Consider the following 18,159-nt stretch of genomic DNA (forward strand, 5'->3'; position numbering starts at 1 on the left):
ACCCCCTCAACCCAACTGCTTCAATACGACACGCGACGCACGCAACCCTGTTTCAATCGCACCGTCGATAAAGCCTCGCCATCCATTGGCAACATCAGAGCCGGCAAACACGATGCGCCCCTCGTCCTTGCGCATGTCCACGCCGTACTTGCTCCACATGCCAGGCTTGTAATCGCACCAGGTGCCCTTCGAATACGGGTCGGAGTTCCAATCGTAGGCGAAGCTCTCCATGATCTCGGCGTCAGGCAACAAACGCGTAAATGCTTCACGAACATTATCGTCGTCGTTTACATCGAAGCCGGGCACTGAATAGCCCATCGCAACAAACTTGGTATGGTGGTCAGAGATATAATCCGTATACACCAGGTTGATTGGATAACCAGAGGGCGCCATGCCTTGGTAGCTGCCTTTGTTTCCCTTCACTTTCACTTTCAACTCGAAGCCGGAACCAACATGCCGCTCTTTACTGGCGGCTACTTTTCCTGGCAATAGAGCCGGCAACCATTCGATATCGTTCCAGCAGTTCATGGGCAACGCGACGATGCAGGACTTGGCAAAATAGTGTTTGCCATCTTCCGCGGTCACTTTCACGCCACGTGAAGACTGTTCTACCCTTTGCACAGGGGTATTCAGTTTGACTTCGGCACGACTATCACGAAATAACAACTCGATAAGCGACGACGTACCGGTGCTGATTTTATATTGGGTGCAGGCTCGGAGCAGACGATCCATATCATTGCCTGCGCGGGCATACCAATGGATCTGATCCAGGTAGCCGGCCTGATCGATAGGGCCATTTACAGCCGTCGTGAAATAAGATTCGAGAATGGCCCGCGTTTCATCAGACACCTTGATCTGCTTCATTCGCTGGGCAATGGAAATGTTATCGGTCTTTAAATAGTCTGGATTGAAGGACGGGTCAAAAGGGCGAGGAAACAGATCACTCACCTCTTTACTGAACACTTGCATGCCGGCGTTCAACAGTTCAAAGGCCTTGGCAGGATCGAAGGGTTTGAGCTTGCCGTTGACCACCACACCGTAAGCCGCCGGGTTTGCCCCCGGCGTCTCCAGCAACTGCAAGCCGTAACGTTGCATTTCCGCCCACACATGCGGCTGCAACCAATGGATCCATTGCCCGCCCACGTCGGCGCGCTCGCCAAAAACTTCGGTGGTGAACGTGCGGCCACCTGTTCGGTTGCGTGCTTCCAGCACCAGGCATTTCTTGCCCCGAGTTCCCAGCTCTCTGGCTGCCGTGGCTCCCGCCATACCGCCGCCGATGATAATGGTGTCGTAACCGCCGTCAGCCAATTTATTTTCTGAAGCGTCGGGTGCAGGTTTTGCCGCGCTTGCCATTGCAGAATTCAGCATGGAAGCGGCAATTACCGTCGTGGCACCCGCCGCAATTCCTTTCAGCGTCTGGCGACGGTTGTAACCTGTTTTCAATAACTCACCAGCATCCTTCTCAGACATTTAAACCTCACCATTATTTTATTGTTTTTATTGCCACGCAGGCGGGCACACTGCCTATGAATGGAAGTTATATACGTCGCCTACCAAAACTCCACACGATAGAACGTGTCGATTTATTAGATATTAAAGCCCAAGGGAGGTCTATCCGATGGGTAGGCCAATATCATCCAAAAAATAGGCTATTTTTTAGTTCGACACTGTGGATTAAAAGTCTCCTCCAGCGGGGTAAGCCTGAAGGGGTTTCTTAATGCTTAATAATGTCGTCTGCTGAACGCCTTTATGATCGCTCTTCCTTCATGGTACGGATTGACAATGGCCCCAGCAGCGCCGGCATGAGGCATTATCGTTGTTCATCAGATAGGGAAGGCTCGTTCCCCCAATTGCAAAGTCACCCACTTTAGCTCGGTCATGTCGTGAATGGAGTAACGACCATTTTCCTTGCCGTGTCCGCTGTCCTTGAAACCGCCGAAAGGCGCATTTGGATCATCGTCGAACGAATTGTCATTGATATGCACCGAGCCCGCTTCGATACGCAGTGCGAAGTCGAACGCCTTCTGAAGGTCGTTCGTCACAATGCCGGAAGAAAGACCGTAGGACGTATCGTTTGCCAGCTCAATGGCGTGCTCGAAGTCTTTAGCCTTGTATATGGAAACCAACGGTCCGAAGCTCTCTTCGTCATAGACCGCCATCGACGGCGTGACGTCGGTCAATACGGCGGGTTGGAACAGGTTCCCCTGATACTCACCACCGGTCAGCAGCGTTGCCCCTTTTGCAATGGCGTCGTCGATCTGGCCACGGATGAATTCGCACTGGTTGGCGCTTATCAGTGGGCCCACTATCGTAGCGGGGTCTGCAGGGTCGCCGCAGCGAATGGAGCGAACTTTTTTAACGAACGCGGTGCAAAACGCTTCGTAAAGGCCTTCCTCGACGATGATCCGCGAGTTGGCCATGCACACCTGGCCCTGGTTGAAGAAGATGCCGAAAGCCGCCGCGCTGACGGCATAGTCCAGCTTCGCGTCATTCAGGATAACGATGGGGCTCTTGCCGCCAAGTTCCAGGACGATTCGCTTCTGAAACTTGCCAGCCAGTTCGGACAGGTACCGGCCGACTTTCGCCGACCCGGTGAAGGTCACCATTTTTACGCGCTTGTCTGAAAAGAACTTGTCTCCGAGCGCTTCATTGGTGGTGGGCAGCACGCTGAACACGCCGGGTGGGACGCCAGCTTCTTCCAGAATCTCGGCGAAGAGCAAACCAATCAGCGGGGTTTGCGGGGCCGGCTTCATGAGGAATGCGTTGCCGGCGGCCAAGGCGGGGGCGAGCTTTTTCCCGTTCAAGAGCAGCGGGGCGTTAAAAGGACCGACGCCTGCAATGACACCCAGCGGCTGCCTGATGGACATCGAGATACGACCGGCACCGTCGGCAGGCATGGTTTCGCCACGGATATCGCGTGCCTGTCCTGCGGCGATGCGGAATGTGCTGACCATGTAGTCGCATTCGAACATGGCTTTGCCGAACACATTGCCACCTTCCTCGATGAGGATCTTCACAATGTCGCCGCGACGTCGCTCGATGATATCCGCGGCACGGCAAAGAATGGCCTCACGCTCCTTCGCGAGGGTTTTGCCCCAGACTTTTTGTGCCTCGAATGCTGACGCGATGGCGCTGTCGATGTCGGCTGCCGTCGCAAGTTTCACGCGGGCAATGGCTTGTTGGGTGTAGGGGTTGATCACGACCTGTTCCGGCTGGTCGTCGCTTTGCCAGGATTTACCGTTGATATAAGGGTGGTAGATTTTCAGGTCTTTAATGGCTTGATCGGTCATGGCGGTACACCTTTGAGTCAAGTTTGCGCAGAAAAAATTTGGCGAAATGTCGAGCTGGACTTGGGGCTGGGCGATCCTGCCGTTTGCGGGACTGCCCAGCGTGGCGTCACAGGGCTTCGCTGTTCTTCCAGTTATCCATCAGCGTATTCGAAGGAAGTGCCTCATCCAGCAGCTTCTGCGCAGTAATCACGCCCGCGACGGGCAAGCCTGTAGGGTCAAGAAGACCGACCTGGACCAGCAGACTCGCCTGATCCCAGTAAATATGCTCATGATAGAGTTTGTCGCCCCTGAATCGGACGACACCCAGCATGGGGATTTCGACGTACTTACCGGTCGGCGCGACGTTCGGGAGCATCCAATCGATCTCCGTCGTGTGGGTAAAACACATGATGAATTCATCGACGATCTGCAACGCACCTACTGTCCGGGACAGGGGGATCAGTTTCATGTCCGGCGGGTTTCCATGGACAAAGTGGTGCTGATAAAAACGGCTTAGCTGCTTGCTGCCAACCCCGCCGGTCATGGTCGGGATGTGGTTGACGTAGGGCTGCGCGACCATGGTGGCCATCGTTGCGGGCACGTCCCGCGTATCGAACTCATGCTTTACATGCTCGTCCCACAGGTCCGAAAGATTGAAGTTCGGACCAATCTCGCGCTTCAACGCGGCAATGGTTCGTTCGTGCGCCATGAGGGCCGCGGGTTTGTCGAAGTGAGCGCTGCCTGCACGGGCGAAAGCGTGGTCGACATTCGGATACACATAGATTTCCGAACCCTTTTGGCCTTTCAAGGCCGCGCTGATTTTTGCGCGGGCCTGGGCGTCGCAGTAAGCGTCGTTCTCGGCAAAATGAAGCACCAGTCGACCCCTGATGTTATCCACTTCGTCGAGATAGTTTTCGATGCCCATGCCATAGAAGCCGACCGAGCAGGCAGCCTTGGTGCGTGTTGCCGTCAGGTACGCCAGTTTGCCGCCCATGCAGAAGCCGACGAAACCGAAGTCATCGCCTTCAACCTGGTCCAGGGTTTTGAGCTTGGCAAAACTTGCGGAAATATCCTGAACAGCCAGATCCAAATCCATGCGCTGGAAAAAATCGATCGCTTTCGCAAAATCCTGTTCCGTGTAACCGAGGTCGACGTCCCGCTCCATTCTCCAGAACAGGTCGGGCACCAGCACCACGTATCCCTCTTCAGCATACAGGTCCGCCACGGCACGCATGTTTGCATTGACGCCAAAAATTTCCTGGCCGAGTACGAGTCCCGGGCCTTTTCCGCTCGCGGGAACAGCAAGATAGCCGCGAAAGGTTTGCGCTTTGTCCAGGGTCTGGATACCGATGAATTCGCCCATTTTTATGTTCCTCTAGATCAAACTATTCAGAATCGGAATGACGCTGGAACCACACGCGAGGCGATATACCTCTGTCCGGACCCAGGATGGAAAAACCGCCATCTACAGGTATATCCACGCCGGTCATCCAGGACGCGCCGGGTGTGCAGAGAAAAGCCACGACATTGCCGACTTCCTCACCGCGTCCGATACGACCCAGAGGATGGAAGTCAGCGCCGACGCGGTCGGCGAGGGCAATATCATTGTTGGTCAGGTTGGCGACGGTCGGGGACCAGGTCCACGCCGGCGAGACGCTCAGCACGCGTGTGCCCCTGGGGGCCAGGCTCACGGCGAAATTCTTGGTCAATTGCAGCATCGCCGCTTTGGATGCAGGGTAGAGTGCACGGCCGGCCGCACCGAATTTCCCACCCGTGCTGGTGATGTTCACTATCGTGCTGCCAGGCTTTAGAAGGGGAGAGACTTTTTGCACGAAAATGGCGGCAGAGATAACGTTGACGTTCAGGCTTTTGTGCCAATCTTCCCGGGAAGACTCGATGCCCTGATCGGTGTAGATACACGCGTTGTTAACCAGAATGTCGACTTTTCCGAATTGATTAAGGGTGTTGTCAATACACCGATCAATATCTTCATCGTTTTCCACATCGCACTCTGTGTAGGAAGCGCAAGGCCCCAGTTCGTCGCATAAGGCTTTTCCTGCACTGGCATTACGCCCGACCAGCATAACTTGCGCCCCTTGGGCGATCATGACTTTGGCAATATCCAGCCCCAGCCCCTGAGTGCTGCCGGTGATGATTGCAACTTTTCCTTCCAGGCTCATGATTGCACCTCGAACAATTGGTCAACGCTGGAAATTTCAGCGATCAGACTCATGCTTTTAAGCGACGCTTGATGTGCCGCCAGGTCTGCGGCAGAGCACGCGTCTGCGGGGACGACGACGTGATAACCGCAGTCCACGGCGTGCCTTACGGTACTTTCCACGACGGAATGAGTTGCCACACCGGCAATGATCAGCGTGCGCGCGTTAAGCATGGTTAGAAGTGCTTCGCCATGCGTACCGTAAAATGCGTTGATCCGCTTGTGGGTAATGATGAATTCCTTGCTGTTTTCATGGGGACTCAAGGCATCGAGGAATTCGGCGCCCCACGTGCCGTCAATCACGGCACCGATCTTCTTGACGCTGTTTAATATCGGCGCGTTAGCGATTAAATCGGAGTAATCGCCTCGATACGCGACCCGCGCATGAATGATGGGCCAGCCATTTTTTCGCGCGCCACGCAGTAATGCGCTCGCAGAGACAATCAGATTCGCGCGAACGGCTTCATCCTCGTCCAGACCCACCTTGATACGTCCTTGCGGATGCAGGACATCATTCTGATAGTGGAGCGCAATGACGACTGGCCGCTCCATCAAACGAATACCTCCAGGTTGGCAAACACATCATTGCAGTTGACCAGGTCAACGCGTTTGAGCTTGATCTTCCAACCGTCCACCTTATTACCGGCAAGTTTGTAGGTGTAACGCCCGGCGAGTTGACGTTGGTCCAAACGCCATTCCGTGGCCTGAAACACCGCGCTGACTACCAGGCAATCGTCCTCGTCCAGGCCTTCAATGCACACATTGCCAATCAAGTGCGCTGTTTGAGTTTGGGGTTGCTGTGACCAGTTACGTGCATTTTCCACGCGACGAATGCGTGTCTCGCGCAGCATGCGGTTTTCCCAGAACAGGGAAATGTGATCGAAAGGGTTTACCTGGTTATGCTTTTGCGGCACCCAATACATGCCGTCATCGGTGAAGAGTTTGTCCCATTCCCAGAACTTCCACGTATCCAGCAGGCGAGCTTCTTTAAAAAGGAATTGCTCGACGGAGCGAAGGGTGGCCTCTTCGACAACTGCAGGCTTGAGGTCGGATGTATTTACGTTGAAGGCGCGGTCAAGCAACATGATTGCTCTCCTTGGCGATAATTGTTCCGGTCATGAACTTTTTCCAGGCGGCAAACTGGTTACGCATGGGCAGTTCGCTGGTGCCATTGGTAGAGACTGCGCCGTCTTCAAGGACCTTATCGGTGCCGACATAACGGTGCATGCTGATCCAGGTGCCGCCTCGGGTCATGTTGCCCTCCTGGCAGCGGGCATACACTTCAACGTCGTCGGGCATGACATTTGAAGAAGGGGAGTTGATAACGTTGGCATAAGTCAGCGCCCGATCGAACACCACATCAGGGGCACCTTTACAGCGGAACGTCTGGATCTCCACCATGGTTTTATCGACGGCAACCGGGCGGATAACCCGGAATTGCATGAATACGGTATGAGGCGATCCGCTGCCGTAGATGACGGTGTTATGTCGGTTCATGCCCATGACTTCACGCGCCCGGTCTGCTCCGTAGGCTTGGCTCAAACATTCAAAGTGCGCGCGGGAAACTTCGTCTTTTTCGGCGGCATCCGGATCGAAAATCGCCTCCATGTAGCCATGGCCATTGTGGTAGGCACGCAGTTCCAGTTTTTCCCAGAAGTCATAGGGCTCGCCATTGCCGTCCATGATCAGCAGTTCGAACGGCATCTCGCCGATGGCTTCAGCCTGTTCTCGAGCGGCATCGACCGATGATTCGTGGGTCACCCGTGCGTGCATGGTGTCGTGGAGGTTTTCGTAGAAAACTTTCCAATTGGAACGTTGTTGTACGCGGAAAATACCGCCGGCCACTTCAAGTTCACCCACCGGAGATCGGTCGCACATGTTGTCGATGGAGCTGACGACGCCACCGAGGAAGGTTTTCAGGTCTTCGCCGTAGGACGCCTGGCTGGCGAAGACGAAGCCGCGGTAGCTGTCGACTCTGGCCACACTGGCCATGGAGAAATCCGGATGTTTCGGGTCATAGCAGGTGCCTTCGAAGCCGCTCTTCAGCGGCGCCGACAGGTGAGTGCCATCCAACTTGAATGTCCAGGCGTGGTAGGGGCATCGGAAGAACTTGCCTACATTGCCATCACCCTCCGCCACCAACTTTGCGCCTTTGTGAGGGCAGCGGTTGTAATGGACGTTTACTTTGCCGTCTGGCGCACGAACCATCACCACATCCTGGTCGCCGATCCGGGTCGTGTGGTAATCGCCAGGGTTCTTTACTTGACTCTCGTGGCCTACATAAATCCAGGCATGCCCGTAAATTCGTTCCATTTCGAGTTGAAAGAGAACCGGGTCGGTGTACACGCTTTTATGCACGCTGTCGGGCCGGATCAAGTCTGCAATTTGTTCATTGGTAGGAATCATTGTTCGCTCCTTTATTGATTAGAGGTCAAGTACCAACTTGGCAGTCTTGGCACGGGAAACACAGGTGCAGAAGGCGCCGCCGGAGCGCTCGCGATCGGACAGGCAGATGTCACGATGATCGGCTTCACCCTCGATGACTTGTGTTACGCATACACCGCAATCACCACGTCGGCAGTCGAACATCGGATCCAGGCCGGCCTCGATCATCACGTCCAACAAGGTCTGCCCTGCGTTCACTGCAAGCGTTACTCCACTCGCGCGAAGTTCTACTTCAAACGCCTGGTCGCCATCCGCTTCAAGCGCACCGGCGAACAATTCGTAGTGGACGTAATCTTCCGGCCAGCCAAGTTTCCGAGCGGTTTGTATCACCGAGGTGATCATCTCTACGGGGCCGCAGATATACAGATGAGTGCCTTCAGGGGGGTTCGCTAATACACTCGATGCCGCGAAACGTTTGCTGGCGTCTCCACCGCTTATCCAGCATTGGCTATTGTCCAGGCACTGTACTTCGTCCAGATAAGCCATGTTTTCTGCGGTGCGGCCGGCGTAATGCAGGGTGAATGCCTGTTTGGATTCCTGCAGCGCGCGGCCCATGCCGAGCATGGGCGTGATGCCGATTCCACCCGCTATCAGCAGTATGTGTTTGGCCTCTTCGACCAGGGGGAAATGATTGCGAGGCGGTTCTACCTCAATGATCTGACCTTCCGTCAGCGTATGCACCCACTTGGAGCCCCCTGTGCTCTTGTCATCGAGTTGCACGGCAATTTCATAGTGGTCGCCGGAAGACAAGTTCACGATTGAGTAGGCGCGTTTCTGCTTTCTATCACCTGGAATGTGCAGTTCGAGGTGCGCCCCTGGCGTGAACTCAGGGAGCCGCCCACCGTCTTGAGCAATTAATACCAACCGCCGAATGCGGGGAGTCAGTGCCTCAATACGTTCTATTTTTACTGATAAGCTGGACATAAAAAACCCGCGTACATAACTGGCAGTCAATAAAAATTCAACTGGGTGTCCGGTGTCACTCGTGGTTCAGGTATTACTTTCCGTGAACTTTTCAAAATACATCCGCACAGCGGTAAGTTGTTTTTCCATGTGCCATGTTTTTACCGACTCGACCATTGGGGGAGGGCCGCACATGTACAGGTCAAAGGGTGTGTCTGAATGCTCGAAAGGGGCAAGGTGTTCAGGAATGAACCCCTTTTTGCCTTGCCAATCGTCAGCCGCATTGCTGAGGACCGGAGTGAAGTCGAAGTCTTGAATCGTTGATTTATACGCCTCGATGCGAGGCATTTCGCACAGGTCCTGTTCTGTCCTGACGCCATAGAAAAGATGGATCGGGAACCCGGCCCCACCTTTCTCCGCCAACTGGTCGAGCATGCCGAGGAAGGCGGACAGTCCGGTTCCGCCTGCGACCATCAACACCGGACGGTCGATATGGCGCAGGTAGAAGGCGCCCAATGGAGCCTCCATCTTGATGATGTCGCCTGGCTTGCAACGATCGCGTACGTAGTCGGTCATGACCCCGCTGGGGAGAAGACGAACCAGAAATTCAAGCGTTCGACTTCCCGGTGCACAGGCAAACGAATAGGAGCGACGGTGACCGGTATCCGGCACGTGCAGGCGTGCATACTGGCCGGGCAGATAATGCAGTGGAGCAGCACCGGACGCTAGTTCGACCTTCAATATGGCGGTGCTATCGGATACCTGAATAACTTCAGTGACAGTGGTTGTCACCTCTGAGGTTCCAGTACTTCCACACAGTGTCGAGTCGAAGTCAAAGTAGAAGGACGCGTCGGACAACACCCTTGTTTGGCATGACAGAATCTTGCGATCAGCCACATCCTGTTCGGAAAGCGCTTCTTCATCTACGTAATCTTGAGTGTAGCTTCCGGATTCACAACGGCCCTGACAGGTCGCGCAAACCCCTTCGCGGCAGTCCAGGGGGATTTTGATCCCACTTCTGAGTGCCGCATCCAACAAAATTTCGTTAGGCTGGACGGGGCAAAACAGCGTTTTACCGTCAGCGAAGTTCAACGCAACCTGGTACATGATTGAACCTTTCCCGGACTTAAATATGGTAGAAATCCAACACCGAATTGATCTTGTCATTCAGCAGCACGCTGTGCTTCCTGGAGATCAGCCAGCTGTCACCCTGCGGTCGAAGTGTGTAGGTGGCGCGCCCGTAGAAGTGCTCGGATAAGGACTGGCGGTAATACAAGGTCTGCCAGTTAACCCGCACTTCAAGATCGCCACCCTCCAACGGGTGAATCCGCACGTTATTGATTTGATGCAGGGTCCGTGGCAGCGGTGTCGCGGAGGCCGCTTTGCCTGTACGAATCCGGAATACCCGGTCTTCCAGGCCACCGCGGTTGGGGTAGTAAATCAGCGACATCTCGCGCTTGGGGTCGGTGGTGTAGACGTGCTCTGAGTCCCATTGGGGCAGGTGAAACACGCTGTCTTCACTGAAAAGTGCCAGGTAAGCATCCCAATCCTGGTCATCGCAAAGTTCTGCTTTCTTGTAGAGAAATTGTTCTACTCGATACTGAAGTTCGACGTTCATTGCCTTATACCTCTTTCAGTTTCAGCGCTTGGGCATCGGCTTCTTTGCGCGCGAGACCATTGAGCAGAAACTTCTGCCAGTTGCCGTGTTGATTCACGTAAAGGCCTTCGTGGGTAAATTCGGCGCCGATCATGGCGGGAGCAATACCGATGGTGTCGGTGTTTTTCGTAGGCCCCGTTGTCCACTTGTCGCGGCCACGGGAAATATCGCTCCAGCGCTCAAGGCGTGCCTGGAATCCGCGTTGCGCTTCACGAAACTCGACGAGGTCATCGGGTGTGCCCATGCCGGACACATTGAAGAAGTCTTCGAATTGGCGAATTCGGTTCTCGCGGTCGGCATCGGACTCGCCTTTCACGCCAAGGCAAAAACTGTTGATCTCGGTCTTGTTCCACGCAACCGGGCGGATGATCCGCAACTGTGAGCTGATCTGATCGAGGAAAAACATGCTCGGATACACGTTCAGGTTGCGCAGGCGATGCATCATCCATTCGGCTTTGTCCTGGCCGTATTCCTCCACCAGTCGCGGCATGATGGTGGCGTACCCTGGGCGAACTTCCGGGTTTGGCATGTCGCTGAACAAGACGCTGTGGCCGTTGTTGAACGCGAACCAGCCGTCGTCGGTTTCGGTATCCCCGGCACCCAGCTTGCTGTAATCAAGAAAGTCGCCGGAGTTGATGCCCTTGGAGGCATTCACTTGCTGACGATGTTGCACGGTCGACACATAGTTGTAGTGGACAGTGCTGACGTGATAGCCATCGAGGCCGTTCTCGTTTTGCAGCTTCCAGTTACCGTCGTAGGTATAGGCGGATTTGCCCGGCAATACTTCCAGTTCGCCGGTGGGGGATTGGGCAACCATCATGTCGAAGAAGACCTTCGCATCGCCCAGGTAATCTTCAAGTGAGTCAGTGCCGTTCACGTCAAGACTGACGAAGACGAAGCCCTTGTAACTTTCTATGCGAGCCTTTTTCAACCCACGTGTGGCTTTATCGAAGTCTTCCCCGTATTCAGTCGGCGCCTTGACTTTTACAAGGCGTCCGTCGCTCTTATAGCACCACGCATGGAAAGGGCAGGTAAATGTAGATTGATTGCCTTTGCCGACGCGCGTCAAGGTAGTGCCACGGTGTTGGCAGGCGTTAATTAAAGCGTTCAACTTGCCCTCGCCGTCACGGGTAATAATAAGTGGCTGGCGGCCTGCGTTCATTGTTACGAAATCGTGTTTGTTGAGGATCTCGCTTTCATGACACGCGTAGATCCAGTTTTTTTCGAAAATCAGTTCCATTTCCAGATCGAAAAGTTCTGGCTCGGTGAAAATGTCGCGAGCAATACGATAGATGCCTTCCTCGCTTCGAAAGTCCAGGCAACTCTCGATATATTCTTTCCACTGGTTAATATCGCGCATACGGCTCATGGGTAGATCCTCAATCGTGCGGTTATGCAGGGTTCCTATTAGAGGCGGCGCGCGGCGATTGGTCTATCCGATTTATTGATGACTTAAAGCCACTTAATGAGATTGAAAAAATTCCGAAATGGGCATATCTATTAAGGCTTCATATTAATGAGAATGATACTCAACGGTTTGTTATGGCGGGCCATGCGGGTGTTACTGTGGGTAGAAAGGTGCCGGTCCATTACATCGGTTAAGTCTTTCGGGTAACAGGTGGTGCAAGCTCCCCTGTTTTAGCCCATGAATGGTGCTTGTTAAGGTATTTGAGAAGGGTGTTTTCAGGTAAAGAACCGAAACTATCCGATAAGTCGGAGGATACTGTCCATATTAACTGGCTTTAGTCGGTAATCCATTCTGTGGCATACGTCTTGCTCTTGCTATGGGTACGCGCCGAAGAGCGCACCGTCTTTCATAAACGTGGTGCCTTGCTATGACCGAGCCGCATGTGATTCCCCATAGTGATATCCAGATCAACTGCTGTGACATGGCAGGTGCCCGAGCATGGATGGAGGAGGTGTGCGGTCCGCACAGCCTGCAAAGTGCACAACCCGAGCGGGTTTCATTCCGGCACAGAGCCAGAGTGTTTCGTTCCTATGCGACGAAGCTTGGCACCCTGGAGTATGGGGCCGACGTTCGTATCGGCGTCGAGGGCTCCGAGCAATTGGATAGCTACAGCCTCAGCCTGCCTCTTTCCGGCGAGCAGGAGCTGATTTACCTCGGGCGTCGTATCTCGTCCAACAAGAGCATGGGGGTCATCGTTTCGCCTTTCCATAGCCAGGAACTTTCGATAGCGGGCGATTGCAGGAAACTGTCGGTGGTCATCCCGCGAGTCACGATGAGGCTTGCGCTCGAAGAAATCCTGAAACGTCCCGTGGAAACCCCGATCAATTTCGACCCGCTGATGGACGGACAAATAGGCGCAAGTGCCTCCTGGTGGCGATTGATCAACCACTTTGTGTCAGAGCAGGACGCGGGTGGGGCGATTTTCGATCAGACGCTATTTTCAAGAGACATCGAGGCCTCCCTTGTCAGGGGCTTGATCCTGGCGCAAAAAAGTAACTACACCGATGAGATCCACGAGTGTCTGATTGGGCGGCTGCCGAGCTTTTTACTTAAAGCCAAAGACTTCATACATTCCAACGCTCGCGAAGATATTCGTCTCGACGATATTGAACAGGCAGCCGGTGTTTCCAGGTTTAAGCTGTTTGACGGTTTTCGCAAGCATATGGGCATGTCGCCAATGGCTTATCTGAAGAAGTTGCGCTTGTCTGAAGTACGCAAGCAGCTGTTGGATGGCGGACGAGGAACAAATATATCCAGCGTCGCCACTGAATGGGGGTTTAACCACTTGGGCAGGTTTGCGAGCGAATACAAAAAATTATTCAATGAAATTCCAAGTGCTACGATGCATCGCAACGATGGCGGTCGGGCGCATATGTGATGGGCGTATTGTAAAAACGAATGGGCCTGGTCGATTTTAATCCCAGGCCTTTTTTATGGATTGGGTTTAAGGGCAAAAATAAGCCGGAATATCCAGTAGATGAATATTCCGGCTTGGAAGGGCTGGATCAGTGGGTGCCGTAGATGAGCGTAACGACATCTTTGGTTGTTTGAATATAGCCGTTAACGTCCTCGTCAGTCATGGGCAGTGTCAAGCCTACCTGGCCACGATGCACCGGGAAGTAACCACGAGTGGCCATTTCCAATGCATAGATGCTCATGCTGTTGTCGTCTATCTTGTGCCAGTGATCGCGGTGCGTGGTGATCGCCTGACCCATTTCTTGGGTAAACGCAAAAGCGAATACAGAGAAGGCGCCATAAATAACGAAGGGGTAGCTGTGCTCTGCGGCCCAACTGTTCAGTTCTGTTTTGATTTTCGCGTACATGTCGTTAAGCCTTTCATAGGCTTTTTCATCCATAGCCTTGAGGCATGCAATACCGGCGGCGCAGGCCAGCGGGTGTCCATGGTGGGTGCCGGAGATCATCACCTGGTTATCTTCAAGCACGCGGAACACTTTGCGGCTACCGCCGACTGCACCAATAGGCAGGCCGCCGCCGATCATCTTGCCCAGCACGGTCAGGTCGGGCTTGATCTGATACTCGCTTTGAAGGCCGTTGTACGCCGCGCGCATAGTGACGGTCTCATCGACGACCAGCAAAATGCCCAATTCTTCAGTCAGCGCACGAATTTTTTTAACGAAGGTTTTGTCGAGCACTACGATGCCACCGGCGCAGGCCTGCAGCTCCATCATCACGCAGGCGATATCTTCTGCGTTTCCACGCAGGATTTTCTCGCAGGCTTCGTAGTTGTTTTGCACCAGAATAATGACGTTTTCGGTTGTGTAGCCTGGAATGCCGTCGGAGTCTGGAAGGGCTTTGGGGTTGAAGTCCGGACCGGGAAAGTTGTCAGGGTCTGGATGAGCGGAAACCGCGAGTTCATCGGTAAAACCATGGTAGCCGCCTTCGAACTTGGCGATCTTGCTGCGGCCGGTGTAACCCCGCGCAATACGAACGGCACTGAGGCAGGCCTCGCTCGCCGAGCAAGAGAACTTGACCTGCTCGATTGATTCGATTCGCTCGCAAATCAATTTAGCGAGTTCCAGTTCATGATCGGTCGGGTTGCCGAAGGAAAAACCATTCGGCAGCATGTCCGTGATTGCCTGAATGACGGCCGGATGATTGTGCCCGAGCACGTTGGTTGAAAAGTTGTTATTGAGGTCGAGTAAGCGTTTTCCATCAATGGTATGGATGTATTGAGCGTCGCCCCTTTCTACAAAGATTGCATGTGGCCCAAAAGCAAAGGTGCGTCTGCTGAAGCCTCCGGGAATATAGTCCTTGCCTTTGGTTGTTTCGCGTTTGGACAGGTTAAAAGCTTCGGAAAAGTTGGTCACGGATTGTTGGTAATCAAGTTTCATGGCTGTTCCCACGTAAAGAGAGCTAAAAAAGTCGTTTAAGGTATTTAACTAAGAAGGAACCAAGGTGCTCTCCCAATGCACACCTTGGATTTGGCTATCTGAATGCGCCGCACAAGCAACAGGCGCTTAATTATTCAACGTCATGCCGACGCCGGGTTTTCATTCGCGGTGTAATTGGCGGACTTGCATTTGCCATTGATAATCCCTATCGCAGCTGCAATGGGCACCAGCCAAGGCAGAAAGCCAACCCAATCAGCGTTGGAACCGGTTAACTCATGGAAGTTAGTAAGTGCTAGCATCACTACGAAGATCAAGCCTGCGCCACCCAATAGCGGAGCGATAAGGCCTTGCCACAAGAAACCCTGTTTGGTCTTTTTAAAATAGGCAATCACCGCGATCGCGCCCATTGACTGCAGCACAAGTATGGCGAGTGTGCCGACAGCCACCATCCACATGTAAAGATTGCCGATCGGGTCAGCGCCGATAAGCATAAAGATTGACAATATTACAAAAGTAATCACGCTGAGCGTCAAACTGGCGACGTAAGGACTGCTGTTCTTGGGGTGTACACGGCTCAACGCGTTAAACAGAAAGTTAGAACGGGCCAGGGAGAAGAGGTATCGGCACAGCGCGTTGTGGAATGACAAGAGCACGGCAAACAGGCTGGTGACGGCGAGTACCTGCATAATTTGGGTTGACCAAAGCCCGACAAATTTGGTGTTCATATTGAAGACGAAGTTCACCACGTCGCCGGTGGCCGCGGCTTGTATATCACTGTCCGAATAGGCGATGCCCAGGCACCACGTGGTGAGGGTATAAAATACGCCGATCAGCGCGATTGCGATGTAGGTGGCAAGTGGGATAGTGGTATGCGGGTTTTTCGCTTCTTCGCCATAGATGGTCGTTGATTCGAAACCCACAAAACAGGCGAAAGCAAACATCATCGCGACGCCAAGGCCTGGAGCGCTGAAGTCTTTGGGTATGAAGTTGGCAACATTCATTGTGGCCGGGTCGGCCTGAATCAGTACCGCAATATCGAATATGACGAGAATCAGCACTTCGAGGATCATTAACACCCCAAGCACCTTCGCGGATATGTTCACGTCCATGTAGCCAAATAGGCCGACGACGACAATCGCCAATAAGGCGCTGAGCTGCCAGGTGAACTCAATACCCGTATAGTTTTTAACCAGGTCCGAGTTAAACGCGGAGAACGCGCCGTAAATGCCGGCCAGCATGCAGATGTACGCAAGAATGGCGATGCCCGAGGCGGCATGACCCATGGTGCTGCCAATGCCCACTTTAACCAGCTCGGCAAACCCGCCGGCGCTGACGACATAGCGGCTCATGGCGGCAAACCCGATGGCGAATAGCATAAGGATCACTGACGCACACAGATAAAGACCAGGTGCACTGCTTCCGCCTATGGCAAAAACGGCCGGCGAACCACCAAGTGTGGCGCCCAGCGGCGCGGCGGCGGCGACGACAAAAAATACAATGTCAGACACGCCCAGCGAGTTTGTTTTCAGGTTGTTCTTTTGATCACGGTTTTGCATAACGTCCTCCACGCGGAATACCATCCTGCATCGCTGTGGTCCGGCTACTTGTTGAGCGGCCTGTTACAGCAATACGATTGTTTTATTCGGCAGTATTGAGTCGTGCACGGGCAATAAACTGTTTTTGCCTGAGGGGCAAACAACAACAGTAGCCGGTGCATTTTTTAAATTGGCAAAATTCTTGTTTTTTATATATTTCGGCGCAATTTTTCAGGAGGAAACTGGGGCGTCAGTCATTGGATGGCATCCCGGTTGAGTAATGTGTCAACGGGCAACAGCACGGTGATTTTTATTTTTTTCATTTTCGACACCTATTATTTTTATCATTTACGCAAAGGCAATTCTTAAACCTTATCGCAGCGCATGTTTGTGTGGCCGCAGCATGATAATGTGACCATCCGAGGGGGGATTCAATGCGCCAAAGATGATTGATCAATCACGCTTTGTGATGGGTGCGGCTAGCGTCACCGCGCAGGGGGGCTACTGTGAAAAACTGACTTCAAATGTCTGCTCCGCACAATAGCGCAGCGCCCTGACACCGGGGCTTCGATTGCCCTGCAGGGTGGCCAGTGACATTGCACTGAGCGACGCGTCGTCAATGGGAATGTACCGAATGCCAGGGTGGTTATAGGCTTTGGTTAATGACGACGGGAAGGTATCGAAGGCGCCCCCGTAAGCGACTGCCGATATCACCTCAGGTATGGTTTTTACCATGGCGGCCACTTTACTTGGCTCATTTCTAACGTCTGCCAGACTCCAGTACGAAATAAGGTCAGACGGTGCCCCCTCGGCCGGAATGGCAAAGGGTTTATCGAGCAAGTCCGCTACGGTCAGTGCATCAAGCGATGCCAGCGCGTGGGTCGCGGGAACGACGGCGACTCGAGGCTCCTTGAACAGCTCAACGTACTCCAGCCGCGCATCATGAGTCGGGATGCGCATCAACACCACATCGACAAGGCCGCCCACCAGGGATTGCACCTGGTTGGTCATTTGCAGCTCAATGAATACCAGTCGGATATCCGGGTTCAGCCGTTGAAAAAGGGCGAACATCGGATGGGTGTACTCCGCTGCCTGATCGCCGAACATGCCCACCCTCAGCACAGAGCGTTTGTTGTCGGCAAGCGCTTTGCATTCGACGATCGAGTTGTGCATGTCGGCCAAAATCACGCGTGCTTTTTTAATGAATATTTCACCTGCTTCCGTCAGCGCGACAGTGCGATTGGCACGCACGAAAAGGCGAAAACCCAGCTCGCTTTCCAATTTGGCGATCTGCGCACTGAGGCCCGATTGCGCCATATTTTCAATTTCCGCAGCCTTCCCGAAATGAAGGGTTTCGCCCAGCCTCACGGCCAGCAGCAGTTTCTTGGTGTCCATGTTTGAGGGGGCCACATAGGGGAGGGTGAGGATTAACTAGCAAAAATCGCACCTTGTCACGGACTGGTTCGCCCGCGAAGCCGGGATAGCTGGCGCAGTGGCTTTGCTGACGCTTTGGCAATCTGTGCGGCTGTTAGCAACATGTTACCCGGAAGATAAAGCGGGAAGGTCGGTAACGGATAATCGGATTATAGGATTTGCACCACGTTGGTGCTGGCGATCACATCATGCGCTAAATGAGTAAAAATAGTAAATGAGTTAATGGCGGATAGCCTGGAAGTTGGTTTATCTATCCGAAATTTTGTGCTTTAAGCCATGCTTTTTGTGTATATGAACACACTATCAAGCGCTGATTTCCAGGATGAAATTGACCAATAAAGCGGATAGATGAGTATCAGCAGATTGTATAGTCTGTTC

The 18,159-nt window shown here is 53.5% G+C and carries 15 protein-coding genes; 1 reads left to right on the plus strand and 14 read right to left on the minus strand.

What is annotated here, in order from left to right; genetic code table 11:
- Positions 1–6: 6 nt before the first annotated feature.
- The 11 genes from BFQ00_RS08695 to antA all read right to left on the minus strand — a co-directional run bounded on the left by BFQ00_RS08695 (position 7) and on the right by antA (position 11,861).
- Positions 7–1,470: a flavin monoamine oxidase family protein gene (locus BFQ00_RS08695; protein ID WP_065933211.1), complete on the minus strand. Its 1,464-nt coding sequence runs from the start codon at positions 1,468–1,470 to the stop codon at positions 7–9.
- A gap of 353 nt (positions 1,471–1,823) precedes the next feature.
- Positions 1,824–3,290, minus strand: coding sequence for an aldehyde dehydrogenase family protein (locus BFQ00_RS08700; protein ID WP_130183920.1), 1,467 nt, complete (start codon positions 3,288–3,290; stop codon positions 1,824–1,826).
- Positions 3,291–3,396: 106 nt separating this feature from the next.
- Complete coding sequence (locus tag BFQ00_RS08705) at positions 3,397–4,632, minus strand: dienelactone hydrolase family protein (protein WP_065933212.1); 1,236 nt, start codon at positions 4,630–4,632, stop codon at positions 3,397–3,399.
- A gap of 22 nt (positions 4,633–4,654) precedes the next feature.
- On the minus strand, positions 4,655–5,449 hold the full coding sequence (locus BFQ00_RS08710; protein WP_065933213.1) for an SDR family oxidoreductase: 795 nt from the start codon (positions 5,447–5,449) through the stop codon (positions 4,655–4,657).
- A complete protein-coding gene (locus tag BFQ00_RS08715) occupies positions 5,446–6,039 on the minus strand; it encodes a cysteine hydrolase family protein (protein WP_065933214.1) in 594 nt (197 codons plus the stop codon). The genes BFQ00_RS08710 and BFQ00_RS08715 overlap by 4 nt, the downstream gene beginning before the upstream one ends.
- Positions 6,039–6,572, minus strand: a complete 534-nt coding sequence (locus BFQ00_RS08720) for an aromatic-ring-hydroxylating dioxygenase subunit beta (protein WP_065933215.1) — start codon at positions 6,570–6,572, stop codon at positions 6,039–6,041. The genes BFQ00_RS08715 and BFQ00_RS08720 overlap by 1 nt, the downstream gene beginning before the upstream one ends.
- Positions 6,562–7,893: an aromatic ring-hydroxylating dioxygenase subunit alpha gene (locus tag BFQ00_RS08725; RefSeq protein WP_065933216.1), complete on the minus strand. Its 1,332-nt coding sequence runs from the start codon at positions 7,891–7,893 to the stop codon at positions 6,562–6,564. Before BFQ00_RS08725 ends, BFQ00_RS08720 begins: the two co-directional genes overlap by 11 nt.
- Positions 7,894–7,911: 18 nt before the next feature.
- Positions 7,912–8,886 (minus strand): PDR/VanB family oxidoreductase, encoded by a 975-nt coding sequence (locus BFQ00_RS08730; RefSeq protein WP_242527061.1) that lies wholly within the window; start codon positions 8,884–8,886, stop codon positions 7,912–7,914.
- 36 nt (positions 8,887–8,922) lie between these two features.
- Positions 8,923–9,945 carry an anthranilate 1,2-dioxygenase electron transfer component AntC gene (antC, locus tag BFQ00_RS08735; protein WP_065933391.1) on the minus strand — a complete coding sequence of 341 codons (1,023 nt, stop codon included), beginning with the start codon at positions 9,943–9,945 and terminating at the stop codon, positions 8,923–8,925.
- 16 nt (positions 9,946–9,961) lie between these two features.
- Positions 9,962–10,453, minus strand: a complete 492-nt coding sequence (gene antB, locus BFQ00_RS08740; RefSeq protein ID WP_065933218.1) for an anthranilate 1,2-dioxygenase small subunit — start codon at positions 10,451–10,453, stop codon at positions 9,962–9,964.
- 4 nt (positions 10,454–10,457) lie between these two features.
- On the minus strand, positions 10,458–11,861 hold the full coding sequence (gene antA, locus BFQ00_RS08745) for an anthranilate 1,2-dioxygenase large subunit (protein WP_065933219.1): 1,404 nt from the start codon (positions 11,859–11,861) through the stop codon (positions 10,458–10,460).
- A 466-nt stretch (positions 11,862–12,327) separates the two neighbouring features.
- Here antA and BFQ00_RS08750 point away from each other — a divergent pair, with 466 nt between their 5' ends.
- Entirely contained in the window at positions 12,328–13,338 is a 1,011-nt protein-coding gene (locus BFQ00_RS08750) for an AraC family transcriptional regulator (protein WP_065933220.1), read from the plus strand.
- Between the two features lie 127 nt (positions 13,339–13,465).
- Here the strand turns inward: BFQ00_RS08750 and BFQ00_RS08755 are convergent, their stop codons facing one another.
- From BFQ00_RS08755 to BFQ00_RS08765, 3 genes are all read right to left on the minus strand, one after another.
- Positions 13,466–14,812, minus strand: coding sequence for an aspartate aminotransferase family protein (locus tag BFQ00_RS08755; RefSeq protein WP_065933221.1), 1,347 nt, complete (start codon positions 14,810–14,812; stop codon positions 13,466–13,468).
- Positions 14,813–14,952: 140 nt separating this feature from the next.
- On the minus strand, positions 14,953–16,368 hold the full coding sequence (locus BFQ00_RS08760) for an APC family permease (RefSeq protein WP_065933392.1): 1,416 nt from the start codon (positions 16,366–16,368) through the stop codon (positions 14,953–14,955).
- A gap of 480 nt (positions 16,369–16,848) precedes the next feature.
- Complete coding sequence (locus BFQ00_RS08765) at positions 16,849–17,742, minus strand: LysR substrate-binding domain-containing protein (RefSeq protein WP_065933222.1); 894 nt, start codon at positions 17,740–17,742, stop codon at positions 16,849–16,851.
- Positions 17,743–18,159 lie beyond the last annotated feature (417 nt).

The sequence above is a fragment of the Pseudomonas sp. 28 E 9 genome (assembly GCF_900004785.1).
Classification (GTDB): Bacteria; Pseudomonadota; Gammaproteobacteria; order Pseudomonadales; family Pseudomonadaceae; genus Aquipseudomonas; species Aquipseudomonas orientalis_A.

Excerpts from the sequence above, each read along its gene's own strand:
- BFQ00_RS08695 (WP_065933211.1), bottom strand. The coding sequence starts at position 1,470 with ATGTCTGAGAAGGATGCTGGTGAGTTATTGAAAACAGGTTACAACCGT.
- BFQ00_RS08700 (WP_130183920.1), bottom strand. The coding sequence starts at position 3,290 with ATGACCGATCAAGCCATTAAAGACCTGAAAATCTACCACCCTTATATC.
- BFQ00_RS08705 (WP_065933212.1), bottom strand. The coding sequence starts at position 4,632 with ATGGGCGAATTCATCGGTATCCAGACCCTGGACAAAGCGCAAACCTTT.
- BFQ00_RS08710 (WP_065933213.1), bottom strand. The coding sequence starts at position 5,449 with ATGAGCCTGGAAGGAAAAGTTGCAATCATCACCGGCAGCACTCAGGGG.
- BFQ00_RS08715 (WP_065933214.1), bottom strand. The coding sequence starts at position 6,039 with ATGGAGCGGCCAGTCGTCATTGCGCTCCACTATCAGAATGATGTCCTG.
- BFQ00_RS08720 (WP_065933215.1), bottom strand. The coding sequence starts at position 6,572 with ATGTTGCTTGACCGCGCCTTCAACGTAAATACATCCGACCTCAAGCCT.
- BFQ00_RS08725 (WP_065933216.1), bottom strand. The coding sequence starts at position 7,893 with ATGATTCCTACCAATGAACAAATTGCAGACTTGATCCGGCCCGACAGC.
- antB (WP_065933218.1), bottom strand. The coding sequence starts at position 10,453 with ATGAACGTCGAACTTCAGTATCGAGTAGAACAATTTCTCTACAAGAAA.
- antA (WP_065933219.1), bottom strand. The coding sequence starts at position 11,861 with ATGAGCCGTATGCGCGATATTAACCAGTGGAAAGAATATATCGAGAGT.
- BFQ00_RS08750 (WP_065933220.1), top strand. The coding sequence starts at position 12,328 with ATGACCGAGCCGCATGTGATTCCCCATAGTGATATCCAGATCAACTGC.
- BFQ00_RS08755 (WP_065933221.1), bottom strand. The coding sequence starts at position 14,812 with ATGAAACTTGATTACCAACAATCCGTGACCAACTTTTCCGAAGCTTTT.
- BFQ00_RS08760 (WP_065933392.1), bottom strand. The coding sequence starts at position 16,368 with ATGCAAAACCGTGATCAAAAGAACAACCTGAAAACAAACTCGCTGGGC.
- BFQ00_RS08765 (WP_065933222.1), bottom strand. The coding sequence starts at position 17,742 with ATGGACACCAAGAAACTGCTGCTGGCCGTGAGGCTGGGCGAAACCCTT.